This window comes from Larkinella terrae (assembly GCF_009668025.1).
In the GTDB taxonomy this organism is placed as follows: Bacteria; Bacteroidota; Bacteroidia; order Cytophagales; family Spirosomataceae; genus Larkinella; species Larkinella terrae.
The window spans coordinates 1,303,852-1,319,112 of the sequence record NZ_WJXZ01000014.1 but is presented as its reverse complement, the minus strand read 5'-3'; the positions used below and the strand labels follow the sequence as shown (position 1 = coordinate 1,319,112).

General features: G+C 49.9%; 9 protein-coding genes. 4 read left to right on the top strand and 5 right to left on the bottom strand.

Features of this window, described 5'->3' with window-relative positions; all coding sequences use genetic code 11:
* Positions 1-27: 27 nt before the first annotated feature.
* Positions 28-852, bottom strand: coding sequence for an amidohydrolase family protein (locus GJJ30_RS27055; protein WP_154178273.1), 825 nt, complete (start codon positions 850-852; stop codon positions 28-30).
* Positions 853-938: 86 nt separating this feature from the next.
* On the bottom strand, positions 939-1,793 hold the full coding sequence (locus GJJ30_RS27050) for a fumarylacetoacetate hydrolase family protein (RefSeq protein WP_154178272.1): 855 nt from the start codon (positions 1,791-1,793) through the stop codon (positions 939-941).
* A gap of 138 nt (positions 1,794-1,931) precedes the next feature.
* Here GJJ30_RS27050 and GJJ30_RS27045 point away from each other — a divergent pair, with 138 nt between their 5' ends.
* Positions 1,932-2,546 (top strand): Uma2 family endonuclease, encoded by a 615-nt coding sequence (locus GJJ30_RS27045; RefSeq protein ID WP_154178271.1) that lies wholly within the window; start codon positions 1,932-1,934, stop codon positions 2,544-2,546.
* A 10-nt stretch (positions 2,547-2,556) separates the two neighbouring features.
* Here the strand turns inward: GJJ30_RS27045 and GJJ30_RS27040 are convergent, their stop codons facing one another.
* Together GJJ30_RS27040 and GJJ30_RS27035 are read right to left on the bottom strand one after the other, a co-directional pair.
* The gene (locus GJJ30_RS27040) at positions 2,557-5,013 is read right to left on the bottom strand and encodes a carboxylesterase family protein (RefSeq protein ID WP_154178270.1); all 2,457 of its coding nucleotides are present in this window, start codon (positions 5,011-5,013) and stop codon (positions 2,557-2,559) included.
* Between the two features lie 26 nt (positions 5,014-5,039).
* Positions 5,040-6,479 (bottom strand): alpha-L-fucosidase, encoded by a 1,440-nt coding sequence (locus GJJ30_RS27035; protein WP_154178269.1) that lies wholly within the window; start codon positions 6,477-6,479, stop codon positions 5,040-5,042.
* Positions 6,480-7,040: 561 nt separating this feature from the next.
* Between GJJ30_RS27035 and GJJ30_RS27030 the strand changes: the two genes are divergently transcribed.
* The 3 genes from GJJ30_RS27030 (at position 7,041) to GJJ30_RS27020 (ending at position 13,567) form a co-directional block, all read left to right on the top strand.
* Entirely contained in the window at positions 7,041-10,163 is a 3,123-nt protein-coding gene (locus tag GJJ30_RS27030) for a SusC/RagA family TonB-linked outer membrane protein (protein ID WP_154178268.1), read from the top strand.
* 18 nt (positions 10,164-10,181) lie between these two features.
* The gene (locus GJJ30_RS27025) at positions 10,182-11,759 is read left to right on the top strand and encodes a SusD/RagB family nutrient-binding outer membrane lipoprotein (RefSeq protein ID WP_154178267.1); all 1,578 of its coding nucleotides are present in this window, start codon (positions 10,182-10,184) and stop codon (positions 11,757-11,759) included.
* A 242-nt stretch (positions 11,760-12,001) separates the two neighbouring features.
* Complete coding sequence (locus tag GJJ30_RS27020; RefSeq protein WP_154178266.1) at positions 12,002-13,567, top strand: FG-GAP repeat domain-containing protein; 1,566 nt, start codon at positions 12,002-12,004, stop codon at positions 13,565-13,567.
* A gap of 78 nt (positions 13,568-13,645) precedes the next feature.
* On the opposite strand, the gene GJJ30_RS27015 is transcribed toward GJJ30_RS27020, so the two are convergent.
* Positions 13,646-15,244, bottom strand: a complete 1,599-nt coding sequence (locus tag GJJ30_RS27015) for a SusD/RagB family nutrient-binding outer membrane lipoprotein (protein ID WP_154178265.1) — start codon at positions 15,242-15,244, stop codon at positions 13,646-13,648.
* Between the last annotated feature and the right edge of the window lie 17 nt (positions 15,245-15,261).

Genomic DNA, 15,261 nt, shown 5'->3' with positions numbered 1-15,261 from the left:
AGCGTAGCCACGCCCGATCCGTGCGTATTAAAGATTATAAAACTTAATGGCATTGTCGCCAAACACCTTTTGCCGTGCGTCTTCGCCCCACGGTTTCAGATAATCCTCGACAATGCTTTTCATCTGATCGTACTCCGCAGCCACGAGACAAACGGGCCAATCGGAGCCAAAAACCGCCCGGTCCGGGCCAAAATGTTCGAAAACGACATCCAAATACGGTCGGAAATCGTCCGGTTTCCAGTTTTGCCAATCAGCTTCCGTTACCATACCCGACACTTTGCAATACACATTCGGATTTTTGGCAATCTCGGCCATGTAATTCGACCAGGTGCCGATTTTCCTATCCTTGATATAGGGTTTGGCCAGGTGGTCGATGATAAACGGAACTTCCGGAACTGTCCGCACCAGGTGCAGGGCGGCTTTCAGTTGATTGGGGTAAATCAGAATGTCGTACGTGAAGTCAAAAGCCGCCAATTGCCGAACACCGCGAATGAATTCCGGGCGCATCATAAAGTCTTCCGACTCGCCCTGAACGACGTGTCGAAATCCTTTCAGCTCTTCAAACTGCGAGAAAAATTCCAGTCGATCGTACAGATTTTCGGCCCGCAAATCCACCCACCCGACAACGCCCCGGATGAACGCGTAGGCTTCGGCCAGCTGAAGCAAAAACAGTGTTTCTGCCTCCGACTGATCGGCCTGAACCGCCACGCAGCCATCGATGCCGTTCTGTTTCAAAACCGGTTCCAGATCGGCGGGTAAAAAGTCCCGCCGAATCCGTTGCATATCTTCCGTAATCCAACTGTCCCGCTCCGGATTGTAGAACCAGAAATGCTGATGAGAATCAATTGTCATGTTTTTATACATTATAATGAACAATTAAAAATGAACAATGAACAGCCTTTCAGTTACTAGTTCATTGTTCATTTTTAATTGTTCATTTAACTATAAGCTAAAGCCGTTTGCTTCTGAGTGCCGAGTCCTTCGATGCCGAGTTCGACAACGTCGCCGGGTTTGAGGAAACGTTGTGGTTTGAGGCCCATGCCGACGCCGGAAGGAGTTCCGGTTGAGATAACGTCGCCGGGAAGCAGCGTCATGAACTGGCTGATGTAACTGACCAGGGTCGGAACGTCGAAAATCATATCGTCCGTGTTGGAGTCCTGGAGCAATTCGCCATTGACCCGCAGCCAAAGTCCCAGTTTGTTCGGATTGGGCACTTCGTCTTTCGTGACCATAAACGGTCCGAGGGGCGCAAAGGTATCCGCACTTTTGCCTTTCACCCACTGACCACCCCGCTCGAGCTGGAACGCCCGCTCGCTGTAATCGTTGTGAACGGCATAACCCGCGATGTAGTCGAAGGCATCTTCCTTGGAAACGTAGGTAGCTTTTTTCCCGATAACAATTGCCAATTCCACTTCCCAGTCGGTTTTTTCGGACTTTTTCGGAATCACGACACTGTCGTCAGGGCCAACCAGGGCGGTGGTTGATTTGAAGAATAAAATGGGTTCGGCGGGAACCGGAGCGTTGGTCTCGGCGGCATGTTTGGCGTAGTTCAGACCAACGCAAACAATCTTGGAAGGGCGTTTGATACACGATGCCCGGCGAACGCTACCCGACACGCCGGGGCAACTGGCCGCGTTGGTTTCCAACCACTTAGCTAGTTTTTCCATACCGTTGGTGGCGAAAAACGTTTCGTCGTAGTCTTGTCCAAAAGCCGACACATCGAGGCTGCCTCCCGAGGGCAGCATTACACCGGGGCGCTCGTTTTCCGGCGAGCCAAAGCGGAATAGTTTCATTATGGAGGGTTTACTTTTTTGAATAAAGAGAAAAACCGGCGGCTTATAACCTTGCGCGCAAAAATAAAGCGTAAGAACCGGATTGTAACAGTCGCGGGGAAATCTTATTATATTTGTAGAAATGGATTTTGATTCGCCATGACTCCCATCGATGACTTACTGAAAGCGCCTAATCTGCGCGAATTGCTGGATGAACTTGAAAACACCTGGCAGGAAGAACAGCGTCGTCGTCACCAGTTCTGGGCGGATGTCGATGAGGCAAAAAAGGCGGAATTTATCCTGGGTGAAATCATCTATCATTCACCGGTTTACGGTCGCCATTGGATGGCATCGACGACTATTCTGGGTTATTTTATTCCCCACGTTAGAGAGAATCGTCTGGGGAAAGTTGGAGTCGAAAAAGTAATGGTTCGGCTGACCCGCAATGATTATCAACCGGATATTTGCTTCTGGAACAAAGAAAAAGCGGATCGATTTGAACAAAAACAATCCGCCTTTCCCCCACCCGATTTTGTTGTTGAAATCCTGTCAGACAGCACCCGTGAAAGAGACTACGGTATTAAAATGACCGATTATGCCCTTCATGGTGTAAAGGAATACTGGATCGTTGATGTCGAACACGAAACCGTGGAGCAATACCTGCTCCACGAAAACGTTTTTGAACTGGCGCAAAAATTAAAAGACGGTTTTCTGGAATCAGAAGTCGTCAGCGGTTTTCGAATGAGCATTAAAGAGATATTCAGCGAATCCTGAATTTCCGGCCCTATTTCCCGACCATTTCGCGGCTTTCCAGCTTCCAGTTGTTATCGAAAAAACCGGCTTGCCGGACGCCTTTGATGCCATCTTTGGCCATATCCAGACCAAAAATCATGAAATCCGGAAAACCGCTCCCGGCGGCAAAATATTGATTGGCATCGGCGGCTTTCAGGCCCGCCAAACCGGTGCCGGAGACCACCGCAACAGACGCTTTGGGACTATCTGACCGGGGCCAGCTAAAATAAACGCTGACATCATTGCCCGTAAACCGCTCATTGCCAACACTTACCGCGCCTCGACTGACCTGAATCGGGCTATCGGCCAAGAGTTTGCTCCACGCCCGATTGGTCGTTGCGTTGCCAAAAATCACCACGCCCCGGTCGGCATACTGTACCGGAGTGAATTCCTTATCCGGTACAATGTCCACCGCGCCGTTCCCGCGATAATACCAGGTTTCGGCATCGTAACGGGCTTTGTTATAGGCCCATTCATTTTCTTCAGCGGTTCCGGAAGTCCCGTAAACAAACACCATCCGGTGGTTAAATGGCTCTTTGAAAGTCCCGTTGCGGTGCGCACCTTTCTGGGTCAGGGCCGGTTTGGCGCCAACTTCCCATTGATTATTTCGGGTCAGAAATAACTTTTCCGCCGGGTTAGAAACCTGATAACGAATGGTTTTCAGGCTATCCAACGTAATTGATACGGTTTCGCCTGCGGCAAAATCGGCCAGGTTCAGCGAGAACAGCTCCACGTTATCGGTTTTGCCCGTAATGGTTTTGGACTTTTTATCCCGCTTCACCTGAACACGGCTGTATTGCAGCGGATGTTCCTGCTGCTCAATCGAAACCCAGCGCATCGTCGACGAAATGGCGGGATTAGCGGTGGTAAAATCGATGGAATTGACGGCGCTGTCGGCCGCAATCCGGTGCCATTGAAAATAGTCAAACAACGGTTTCCAGTCGACACTTTCGCTTCCGTACCAGTGCGAACCGCCCGGATATTCGTAATGGGTAAAATCGGGGTGAAACGTACCGAGCAGTTTGCGCATCTGGCGGGCATATTCCACCGAAACCGTCCGGTCAGCGTCGCCGTGCAGAATATAAACCCCGAGCGGTTTGTAGTTGGAAGCCAGCGCGATGACGTTGCTCGGATTGCTCGAACGCAGGAGTATTTTTTCCATCGCGTTTCCGCCTTCCTCCGGAATTTTTCCGTCGTGCGAACCGTAACCCGCCAGCGTCGGATAACCGGCACAGGGCGCAATCGCGGCCCAATTGCCGGGGAACGTCGCCCCCAGATACCAGGTGCCGTGGCCACCCATCGAATGACCCGTCAGGTAAATCCGCTGCGGGTCGGGCTTGTACTGCTTTTTGGCAATATCGAACACTTCCAGCGCATCCAGCCGCCCCCAGTCTTCCCAGTTAAAACCGCGCGGACGCCGGTTGGTGGGTGCGACCAAAACGCCCCAATCTTTCGGCTGATACGCGCGGGCCTGCCCACTGGCCTCAACGCCAGCTCCGTGAACCGACAGGAACAAAGCGGGTGCCTGGCCGTCCGGTTTGGTTTGCGGGGCAACCCCGAAATACTGAACACTGCCGTCGATGGCGCTGACGAAGGTCTGGGTGTAATGTTCACCCGGCCCGGCCACACCCAGTGTCAATTCTTTTTCGTCAATCGACTTTCCGGCTTGGAGCAGACTGATCAGAACCTTGCCGTCTTCTTTTCTGGTCACGCCCGACCCATCCATCCGAAAACCGACTTTCCGGGTCGTCATCGGCGGCACCGTCGGCAGATCGGTTATCAGGTCTTTACCGGACAACCGGCTTCTCATTTTCAAGCCAGTCAGTGCTTTGTTCGTCGTGTTGACGAGGACAACCGCGCCCCAAAGCGGCTCGGCCTGCTTGCCCAAAACCACACTCGGCAAGGTCGGATCTTCAATTTTCAAGAAAACCGGTTTTTCCGGAAAAATCAATTTGGCGGTCAGACCCTGAAAACGTGAAAACTGGGAGGTGCGAACGTAAATTTCGTTGAGTCCTTTTTTTAATGCCACCGGAATGGCCAGCCAGCCGAGCGCATACGGATCTCCGGCATGGGGTGCTCCATTGACATACACCATGTTATGGCCGGTTGCTTGCAGCAAAGCCACTTCATCGCGGTCGGCCGTGTACGTCAGATACAAATAGCCATTGTTGAAATTCCGGCCCCTGAACTTGCCTTCTTTATCGGGAGTTACCGTCTGCCAGCGCAGCGTATCGGTGCTGGTTGCGGTCATTCCCTGCCCTTCGACCGGTTTTTTCAAATCCCCGCGGTACAAATGGTAGGCCAGCAAATCCGTGTACAGGGCTTCCCGACCGTACTGATGACAGGGGCCGATCGCCAGTCCGGTGGTAAAGTTATGGATGCGTTGCGCCCGAATAGTCAGACAAGCGCTCAGAAAGAATAAGCAAAACAAAAGAACTCGATTTCTCATAGGATGAGGCATTTTCACTTCAGTAATTAGGCAATTTTAAAAACCCAAACCGGTTTTCCGGTCAGTTGCTGACGCAGTTTTTCCGGTATACTCACTTCGATGCCCGTGCCAACTTTCTTCCATTTCAAGGCCTGTTTCGTTCCCAGAATCGTCAGTGTAGCTTTCGGTTGAGCCGGGGCAATGGGGAGTGTAACCAGCGACGGAAGCGTGTTTTCAGCATCAGTCGCCAGGTAGGAAGCATAAGCGGTCTTTCCCTTCGAGGTAAAGGCCCACTGGTTTTGCCGATACGGCGCCAGCGGTTTTGTTCCGTAAACAGACTCGCCGTTGATCTGCATCCAGTCGCCAATTTCCTTCAGACGTGTATAGGCTTCTTCGTGCCATTCGCCATCCGGACCGGGTGCAATGTTCAGCAGCAGATTGCCATTTTTAGCCACAATATCGACCAGCGTTTGCACAAGTTTGCGGGCTGGCTTGAAATTTTCTTTTGGAATGTACGACCAGCTGTCGCCCATTGTCAGACAGGTCTCCCACGGAATGGGCATATAATGATCGGGGATTTGCTGCTCCGGCGTCACGTAATTTTCAAACTCGCCCGAAACCGTACGGTCAACGACCAGCAAACCGGGCTGGTTTTTCCGGCCCATTCCGGCAATCCGGTCCATGTCAATGTCCTGGCTGTACGGGATTGTCCGCTGCCAGCTCACCGTCGAGTCGATCGTACTGGCCGGACGCACCCAGCCGCCGTCCAGCCACAGAATATCCACTTTTCCGTAACCGGTCATCAATTCCTGAATCTGGTTAAACGTAAAGTCCTGATATTTTTTCCACAGGTCGGGATACTTCTTCGGATCGTAGCTCACATTGCGATCTTTCGGCGGGAAATACGGCCACCAGTACGAATCCACATTCCAGTCCGGTTTTGAAAAATACGTCCCAACCATAAAGCCTTCGTTGCGAAACACCCCCAGAATTTCTTTCGTCACATTGCTGCGGGGGTTCGACGCGAACGGCGATTTTGCACTCGTGATTTTGTAATCCGTTTGTTTGGAATCAAACATGCAAAAACCGTCGTGGTGCTTGGTCGTAAAAATCATGTACTTCATGCCCGCGGTTTTGGCGGCCGTTGCCCAGCGCTCGGGATTAAACCGGGTCGGATTGAAGGTTGTTTGCAGATTTTCGTACGCTTTTTTATACCCAAACCAGTCGTTGGCGTACGGTCCCCGGCGCACGCACCAGCCTTCATCTTCCGGACAAAGCGACCACGATTCGACGACGCCCCACTGGCTATACGTTCCCCAGTGCATCAGCAATCCGAATTTAACGTCCTGCCACTGGTTCAGTTTCTGCTTCACCAGACTGTCTTTCGGCCAGACGTATTTACTGTGATTTTGCTCGGAATGCTGTTGCGCAATCGCTGATCCACTAACAATTAATCCAACTACTAAAGCGGTAAAGAAGTACTTCATTTTTATTTTCTATTGGGTTGTATGAATTGAATACCATATTGTCATTCAGAGGATAAAGCCGGGAAGCAGCGGCAATCACGACCACTTAGCGGAATGATTCTGCCCGGTTTTCCATCAGTCATTCCCGACGTTCTCATCAATATTGAACCAAAAAGCTTTGCCGCTTGAGAGAGACTTTTCAGCTCCGTTTTTGGGGAATCAACGCGCTCCGGATTATCAAACTTTTAATTATTAATTGTCAATGTCCAATTTTTGGCATCAAAATTAAAGAAATTAAAAAAATTTAAAAATTATCCCCTGCTTAATGTATAAATTGCCTAATAAAAGTAGTAGTTTGACGAAAAATTCGAAATTAATTGCCAGCAAGTACCTCTATTACCTAATAACTTATTATAATAACATAAACTTCACATTGCCTATGACGCCACCGTGTACCTCATTCCCTTCCGCACAAAATGGACCTCCCAGGTCAACACACTTTGGGTTTTTAACCCTCGAACATCTTTTCAAAAGGATGAATCCTGCTGTAACAATTTGCTTAACCAAAAACAATCAAAAATTATGAAAAGACAACTAGAAGTAAAATGTCCGCTATGGATGAAACTTACTTTCTATCACCTGGTCGTTTTTACGGCCTCCATCAGCGTATCGTTTGCTACCCCAACGTTGACGAAGAACACTTTAAAGCATAAGTCTGAAGTTCTCGCAAAAACAGTTACGGGTAAGGTAAGCGACGAAAAAGGGGAAGCAATTCCGGGTTCGACGGTGGTTTTAAAAGGGGGCGGAGTTGGCACGACGACGGGATCTGATGGCCGGTATTCGATCCAGGTTCCCGGTGATGAGTCCGTTCTGGTGTTTTCATCCATTGGCTTTACAACGAAAGAGGTGCCGGTTGGTTCACAAACCGTAGTAAACGTGGTCCTGGAAGCATCCTCCTCCGTCCTGGAAGAAGTAGTCGTCACCGCCCTAGGTGTGCAAAGAGAAAAGAAAGCCCTGACCTATGCGACGCAACAACTGGGTGGCGACGAATTGCGCCGGGCCTCCAATACCAACTTTGTTGACGCGCTAACGGGCAAGGCCGCCGGTCTGGATATCAAAATAAGCAGCTCGGGAGCCGGTGGTTCCACCCGGGCGGTCCTGCGGGGAAACAAGTCGCTGCAGGGCTCCAGTGAGGCTCTTTATGTGATCGACGGTATCCCGATGGCCAACAACAAAGGCGGGCAACCCGGCTCGTACGGCGGAACTGATGGTGGCGATGGTCTTTCAGCCATTAACCCCGGCGATATCGAAAGCATCAGCATTTTGAGAGGAGCCAACGCTTCGATTCTTTATGGAAGTCAGGGTGCCAATGGGGTTATTTTGATCACGACCAAGAAAGGCAAAGAAGGTAAATTATCGGTAGACGTCAATGCCAGTGCGGTCGTCGAACAGGTATCGGGTCTTCCCAAATTTCAATTCCGGTACGGAACGGTTGGTGGCGATTATAGCTGGACACCGGTTGGAACAACGGTTGTTAAATCGGACAACTACCAGAAAGATTATATTAAAGATTTCTTTCAGACGGGTGTAACCTTTAACAACACGGTGGCTGTTACGGGTGGGAACGCAAAAACTAACGTTTATTTCTCCTACGGCAATGTTACGTCGAAAGGTGTAATGCCAACGAACCATTACACGAAACATAACTTTTCGTTCCGGCAAAGCACCAAAATGCTGAAAGACAAGATTACCCTAAGCTCTGGTATCATCCTGTCTTCGGAAGTATCCAAAAACCGCCCGGGTGCCGGTTATTACAACAACCCGCTGACCGGTTTGTACTTATTCGCCAGAGATCGCGACTTCAACAATTACAAGAATAATTACGCCATCTTCAATCCCGACCGGAACATGGACAAAATGAACTGGTATTCGACGGAAGAAAAGCAAAACAATCCGTACTGGGAAATTTACAAGGATCCGAAACTGCAATCCAACAAACGGATTATTGCCAACGCGAAACTTGCCTATGATATTACGGAGAATCTTCGGTTTGAGGTACGCGGTAACATTGATTACAATAATGTGCTGGATGACAAGCGCTACGCGGCCGGTGGTAACTCGGTGAGTGTCAGCCCGAATGGCACCTGGTCGTACAACCGATACACGGATCAGTCTTTCTACACTGACGGTATCCTTACCTATACCAAGACTTTTGGGAATTTCAGTGTGAATGCGCTGGCGGGTCTTAGCTATCAGAAAAACACCTACTACGATGGCATAAGCGTTGGTAACGGTACGGTTTCACTGCAGTATCCGAACGTATTTACGTTTGCGAATATGCCGTACAACGTCATGTTCAATAACGATGGACGTTACAGCAATACCATCAAGCAGGGTGCATTTGCCAACTTGTCACTCGGATTCAAGGACTTCCTGTTTCTGGATCTGGCCGGACGGAACGACTGGGCCTCTACGCTGGCACTTACCGGTAACCAGTCTTACTTCTACCCATCCATCGGAGGATCTGCGGTCATCAGCCAGATGGTTAATTTACCCCAGGCTATTTCATTCCTGAAAGTACGGGCATCCTTCTCACAAACAGCGAACGAAGTGCCTTACAATGTGGTAAATCCATTGAATAGCATCGGTGGTGCCGGTGGTCCAACGGGTATTGGTGGGATCAACCGGAACACGCAGGTTCCATTTACGAACCTGAAGCCTGAAAAAATCGTAGCCAACGAGTACGGTATTGAAGCCAAGTTTTTAAAAGGACGTCTGGGCGCTGATTTTACATTATACAACGGTGTCAGTACCAACCAGTTCCTTTCACTGGCGGCTCCTTCGGGATCGGGGTACACAACCTATTATGTGAATGCGGGTAAAATTACGAATAAAGGATTTGAGCTGACCGTGAACGCGGAGCCTTTCCGCAGCAATCGTTTCAGCTGGAATACGGCAATCAACGCATCCCAGAACAAAAACAAGATTGTTGAATTGATCGCGTCGAACCCCAACTATCAGGTAGGTGGTGATAATGAAGGTTTTGCGTCGATCATCAAAGCCGGTGGTTCGTTCAATGACGTGTACATTTACAAGTTTGCCCGCAACGATGCCGGACAGATCATTCTGGACAAAAACGGCGTTCCGACCAAAGCCGCTACGCAGACAATCGTGGGTAATGTAAACCCCAAGCTTATGCTGGGATGGACCAACAACTGGAGTTATGGTAACTTCTTCGCGAGCGCCCTGGTTAGCGGTAAATTCGGCGGAGTGGCCTTCTCCAAAACCGAGGCATTCCTGGATTCGTACGGTGTAAGTGAGAGAAGTGCTGCGGATCGGGATGCCGGTAGTGTGGCCATCAACGCCGTTACGCCCGAAGGTCTGGCGGTTACGTCCATTGCCCCCTACACGTATTATTCGGCAATCGGTGACCGAAATAAGATCATGGAACCGTATGTGTTCTCAAGAACCAACGTTCGGTTAGGACAGTTTGTCGTTGGCTACAACTTCAGATCCAAGGGTTCAAACCCAATTTTCAAAGATGCTTCGGTGTCGCTCGTAGGTCGGAACTTGTTCTTCTTCTACAAAAAAGCACCTTTCGATCCGGAACAGGCAATGAGTACCAACAACTCGCTGCAATCCACGGACGTGTTTGGTATGCCATCCACCCGATCGTATGGGATTAACCTGAAGTTAACTTTCTAAAATATCAAAATCATTACCATGAAACGACTACTTATCGCACTGATATCCCTGATTGCGTTCGCGGCCTGTACTGACAATTTTGTCGATATAAACCAGAATCCCAATCAAATTTCGGATGAGCTTCTCAAGCAGGATTTCAACCTCGTAGGCTCTCCGTTTTCCAACATGATCTTCAATTTGAACGGTCACCAGGTCGAAGAAGACCTCTGTGCCGACAACTGGATGGGGTACATGGGAACACCTACGGACTTTGTTGGAAACGTGAATAACACAACCTACTACATCCGCTGGAACTCATTCTGGGGTCGGGAATACGGAAGCATCATGTCGCCGGCCAAACAGGTGATTAAACTGGCAGCAGACAATAAGTTACCCCTTTTTGCTACCTGGGCAAAATTGATTCGAGTTTTAGCCATGTCTAAATTAACGGCCATACACGGACCGATCATTTATTCGCAATACGGTACCACGGCGAACTCGATTCTCTACGACAAGGAGTCTGATTTGTATCCGATGTTCTTCAAACAGCTCGACTCGATCCAGACTGATTTTGCGGCTAACAAAGCATACACCGGTTTCAAGAAATTTGACCCTTCAGCCTACGGTGGCGACCTTACCAAGTGGGCGAAAGTTGTCAATTCGTTGCGGCTGAGATTGGCGATCCGCTTATCAAAAGTGGATCCGGCCCAGGCTAAAACGCAGGGCGAAAAAGCGCTGAGTGATCCGGCCGGTTTGATTACTACCAATGCGGACAATTTTATCAATGCATTGAATGGAAACAAGATTCCGGTGGCTCAGATTTGTTACGAGTGGGATGACACCCGGATGGGCGCTCTCATGGAATCTTTCCTGATTGGCTTGAACGACGGACGGCTTTCGAAGTATTTTGCCCCTATCACGAATGCGGCCCTGTATGCTGATCACCCTTCGGTACCCTACAAAGGTGTCCGGAACGGCGCTTACATTAAAGCAAAAGCCGATCACGTACCGTTCTCAAAAGTAAACGAGAGTTTCCAGACGGTTCAGACCAGACGGAATTTTACCGCAGCGGAAGTGGCTTTCCTGAAAGCCGAAGCCGGACTCAGAGGCTGGGCCGGGGCTGGAGATCCAAAAGCGAACTACGAGGAAGGTATCAAGTTGTCCTTCGCCGATTGGGGTGCGGGTGGCGTCGATGCCTATCTGGTCGATAAAACCAGCAAGCCAATTAATTACGTTGATCCAATTGACGCCCGTAATAATTTCACCGCGCTTTCAACCGTTACGGTGGCCTGGAATGAGTCCGATTCGAACGAATTGAAACTAGAGAAAATCATTACCCAGAAATACCTCAATACCTTTACCAACACGCTGGAAGCGTGGGTGGATTACCGACGTACGGGCTACCCCAAAATTCCGGTTGCTGCGAAAAATGATAGCAATGGTGACTGGGGCGTTATTCCGGCGGGCGAATCGATCAAACGGATGCCGTTTGTAAACGCCGAAAGAACCGGTAATACGGCAGCGGTTACGGATGCAGTGACAAAAATGGGTACCGGAGCCAAAGATGATATTGCGACTCGCCTGTGGTGGGATACGGGTAAAGTAGCAAACTTCTAATACCCAACGGATCTGACTTTTTCTGAAAATCGGGGTGGCAACCAGCCATCCCGATTTTTTTGTTAAAGCCAACAGAAATGAGCGCGGCACGAGCATTTCCGGTGCAGAATGTCCTAAAAATCAACTTTCACAGGTAACTTTGAAAAGCTTCTGACGAGCGAACTGGTTGAACTCACGGTTTACGAACCAGCAACTTGCCGCAATTCAGATTTTAAAACTCTAGTCAGCCAACCATCCACCTGATGTCGCTTTTTAAAACCGGTCTGATTCTGTTTGTCTCCTTCTGGGTGACCTCTTTTTTCGTACTGAAAACGGAGAATGTTCCGGTTGGTTCTGTTCCTAAAAATACAACCGTTCAGGATTCTGTTGCCAGTGGCAAACAACTGGCCGTGCGCTATTGCGCGAGTTGTCACTTATTTCCCGAACCGGAATTGCTGGATAAAAAGACCTGGGTTACGGGCGTGCTGCCCAATATGGCCATGCGTCTCGGACTCAAATTACCCGGCCAGGATACGTTAAAACCGCTCCCTCCCGACGAAGAAAAAGCCGTCAGCAAATTGAATGTTTATCCCGAAACCGCTCAGCTTTCGATGGACGAATGGAATCAGATTGTGCGGTTTTACGAAAACACCGCTCCCGCCGAACCGCTGCCCCAAAAACCGCATCCGTCTCCGACGAATCAACTGCCGCTGTTCAAGCCCCGGGAAATAACCGTTGGTGATAAACAGGTGCCGCAGATTACCTTGCTGAAATACGACAAAAATACCGCTCAGCTTTACGCCGGTGACGCCCAAAATGCGCTGTATGTCCTTGATGGTCAGATGCAACTGACAAATACCTGGTGGATCGACACGCCACCGACAGATATCGATTTTCCCAAAAATGCGGCTCCCCGCCTGCTTACCATCGGTCTTTTCAGCCCCTCCGACCAACACCTGGGCCGCTTGATGACGATGGATAAATCCGCCAAACCGGGCACCAAACCCATCAACATTCGGGACTTGCCCCGGCCGGTGCAGTTTGCTTCCGGCGATTTGAATGCCGACGGCAAAGAGGATGCGGTGATCTGCGGATTCGGTAACAATGCCGGAAAGCTGTTCTGGCTCGACGGTTTTGAACCGACGAAAGAGCACGTTTTGAAAGCCTTGCCCGGCGCCCGAAAAGTGGAAATTGCGGATTTCAATCGCGACAAGAAATCGGATATTATGGTTGTGATGGCCCAGGCGCGGGAGGAAATATCGATTTTTTATAACCTGGGAAACGGGAAGTTTAAGGAAAAAACCGTACTGCGCTTCTCTCCGCTTTTCGGTGCCAGTTATTTTGAATTGGCGGATTTTAACCAGGACGGTTTTCAGGATATTCTGCTGACCAACGGCGACAATTGGGATTATTCGTCGGTTAGCAAAAATTACCACGGCGTCCGTATTTACCTGAACGACAAAAAAGACAACTTCAAAGAAGCGTGGTTTTATCCGTTGTACGGCGCCAGCAAAGCCGTGGCGCGGGATTTTGACAAGGACGGCGATCTGGACATTGCCGCCACCTCCTTTTACTCGAATCTGGCGCAGCCCGAACAGGGTTTTGTTTATCTAAAAAACGAAGGTCGTCTGAATTTCAAACCGTTTACTACTCCGGAAGGGGCCAACGGCAAATGGCTGACGATGGAAGCTGCCGATTTCGACCGCGACGGCGATGTGGATATCGTGCTGGGCTCTTATTTCCACACTGTCGGTGAAATGACGCAATTGATTTTCAAAGGCATTCTGTCATTCCCTCAATTGCTGGTGCTGGAAAACCAGGGTAAATAGATACCGGTTTTCAACAAAAAAAGAGACAAACCAATAGGTCTGCCTCTTTTGTATCCAACCAAATCGAAAATTCCAGATTTATTTCACATCCCAGAATAGCTTGGTGGTCAGCTTATCCGTGGCACGAACAGTCTCATAATTCGCCGTGTTATAGGTAACCTCGTTACCCGGAATGGTCCATTTTACCGGCGGCAGCGTCTGGTTATTGGCGTTATCAGTCTGGAAGCTCAATACTGGCATGTCCAGACGGCGCAGATCGGCCCAGTTTTCGTAGGGTTGAACCACGTTGTAATGCAGCCATTTCTGCGTCGCGATCAGGCTCAGTTTCTGGGCATTGGTCGTTGCCTTGCTCCAGTTTACGCCATCACCCGCGAGGTAAGCAGCCACGGAAGCGGACGTTGCCGGCGTTGGAATCGTGGAACCCGTAATTCCGGTCGCGTTGGTCAGCGACAGAATCTTGTTGTAGAATTCCACCGACTGCGTAATGCCGGTTTCGTAGGCGGTTTTTGCCAGCGCATCGTTCCCCGTCCGCAAATAATATTCCGCCTTGATGAGGTTCATCTGCGGAGCATTGATGATCACACCGGGGAAAAACTGGTTATTGCTCGTCGTATACCGGTTGTAAATGGCAACTTGTCCGGCGTTGAACTGAGCGGTTTGCACGGCTTCGGTCGCCAGCGGATCGATTCCATTGAATTTCCCGGCGGCATTGGCACCCGGCTCGAACAGAATCGGCAAACGCGGATCTTTATTGGCGTTCATGTTGTCGATCATTGCCTTACCTGCCGTATTTCCATACCAGCCATCCGAAGCCAAACCGGCCTGGAACCCTTTCGAGTTGATGTCGGTGTTGATGTCGAACACGTTGATCTGGATGTTCTGCGCGTTGGTTTCCACAATTGGATACGTCGCGGCATTGCCCAGGATCTCCGCGATTTCGGAATTAGACCGTGCTTTCATGCTTTCAACATCCGATACGCGGTTCAGCATGCGTAGCCGCAACGAGTTCGTATACCGTTTCCAGGCTGTGATGTCACCTTTGTTGATGAAATCCTGCGTCTGAAACGATTTCTGATACCCGGCGTTCAGCGTAATGCCGTTCAGTTCGGTGGCGATGCGCTTCAGATCATCCAGCATAAAAGCGTAAATGCTCTCGGCAGTATCGAATTTCGCCGTCGACTTTTCATACTCTCCACCGTTGGTGCTCAGCATACCAGCCTGAGTAAATGGAATCGCGCCGTGAACGTCAACAAGCCGTTGCGTGTGATCATAGACGTAAACCGTAGCTGCCAGCATGAAAATTTTACGATCGGCCTGTTGATCCGCCGGTTTGGAAGCGTAGATTTTTTGCAGTTCCCGATACTGGGCCATCATATCGTAGTAGCTGTACCACACGTTTTCGACCCCTGCGGAGCCCGGAACGTACAGACCGGATTGATTCAACCGACCAATCGCCTGGGTGTACGGATTGAGGGAAAGCCGCAGCGTCGTAAAGTAGTGCGTATAGCCCGGCAGAACATACTCACGGTTGGAATACAACACGCCGGTAAACTGCTTTTCAACGGTCGATTCCGAAATTTTGGCCGGATTTGGATACGCTTCGGCAAACTCGGATTCCTTGCAGGACACGGTTCCCAGGAGCAACCCGGCTACTAATAAGATTGATATTTTTTTCATTTTTAAGATCAAGTTAG

Bases quoted from the DNA above. Each gene is read 5' to 3' on its own strand.
- GJJ30_RS27040 (WP_154178270.1), bottom strand. From the start codon at position 5,013: ATGAGAAATCGAGTTCTTTTGTTTTGCTTATTCTTTCTGAGCGCTTGT.
- GJJ30_RS27045 (WP_154178271.1), top strand. From the start codon at position 1,932: ATGACTCCCATCGATGACTTACTGAAAGCGCCTAATCTGCGCGAATTG.
- GJJ30_RS27020 (WP_154178266.1), top strand. From the start codon at position 12,002: ATGTCGCTTTTTAAAACCGGTCTGATTCTGTTTGTCTCCTTCTGGGTG.
- GJJ30_RS27035 (WP_154178269.1), bottom strand. From the start codon at position 6,479: ATGAAGTACTTCTTTACCGCTTTAGTAGTTGGATTAATTGTTAGTGGA.
- GJJ30_RS27015 (WP_154178265.1), bottom strand. From the start codon at position 15,244: ATGAAAAAAATATCAATCTTATTAGTAGCCGGGTTGCTCCTGGGAACC.
- GJJ30_RS27025 (WP_154178267.1), top strand. From the start codon at position 10,182: ATGAAACGACTACTTATCGCACTGATATCCCTGATTGCGTTCGCGGCC.
- GJJ30_RS27050 (WP_154178272.1), bottom strand. From the start codon at position 1,793: ATGAAACTATTCCGCTTTGGCTCGCCGGAAAACGAGCGCCCCGGTGTA.
- GJJ30_RS27030 (WP_154178268.1), top strand. From the start codon at position 7,041: ATGAAAAGACAACTAGAAGTAAAATGTCCGCTATGGATGAAACTTACT.
- GJJ30_RS27055 (WP_154178273.1), bottom strand. From the start codon at position 852: ATGACAATTGATTCTCATCAGCATTTCTGGTTCTACAATCCGGAGCGG.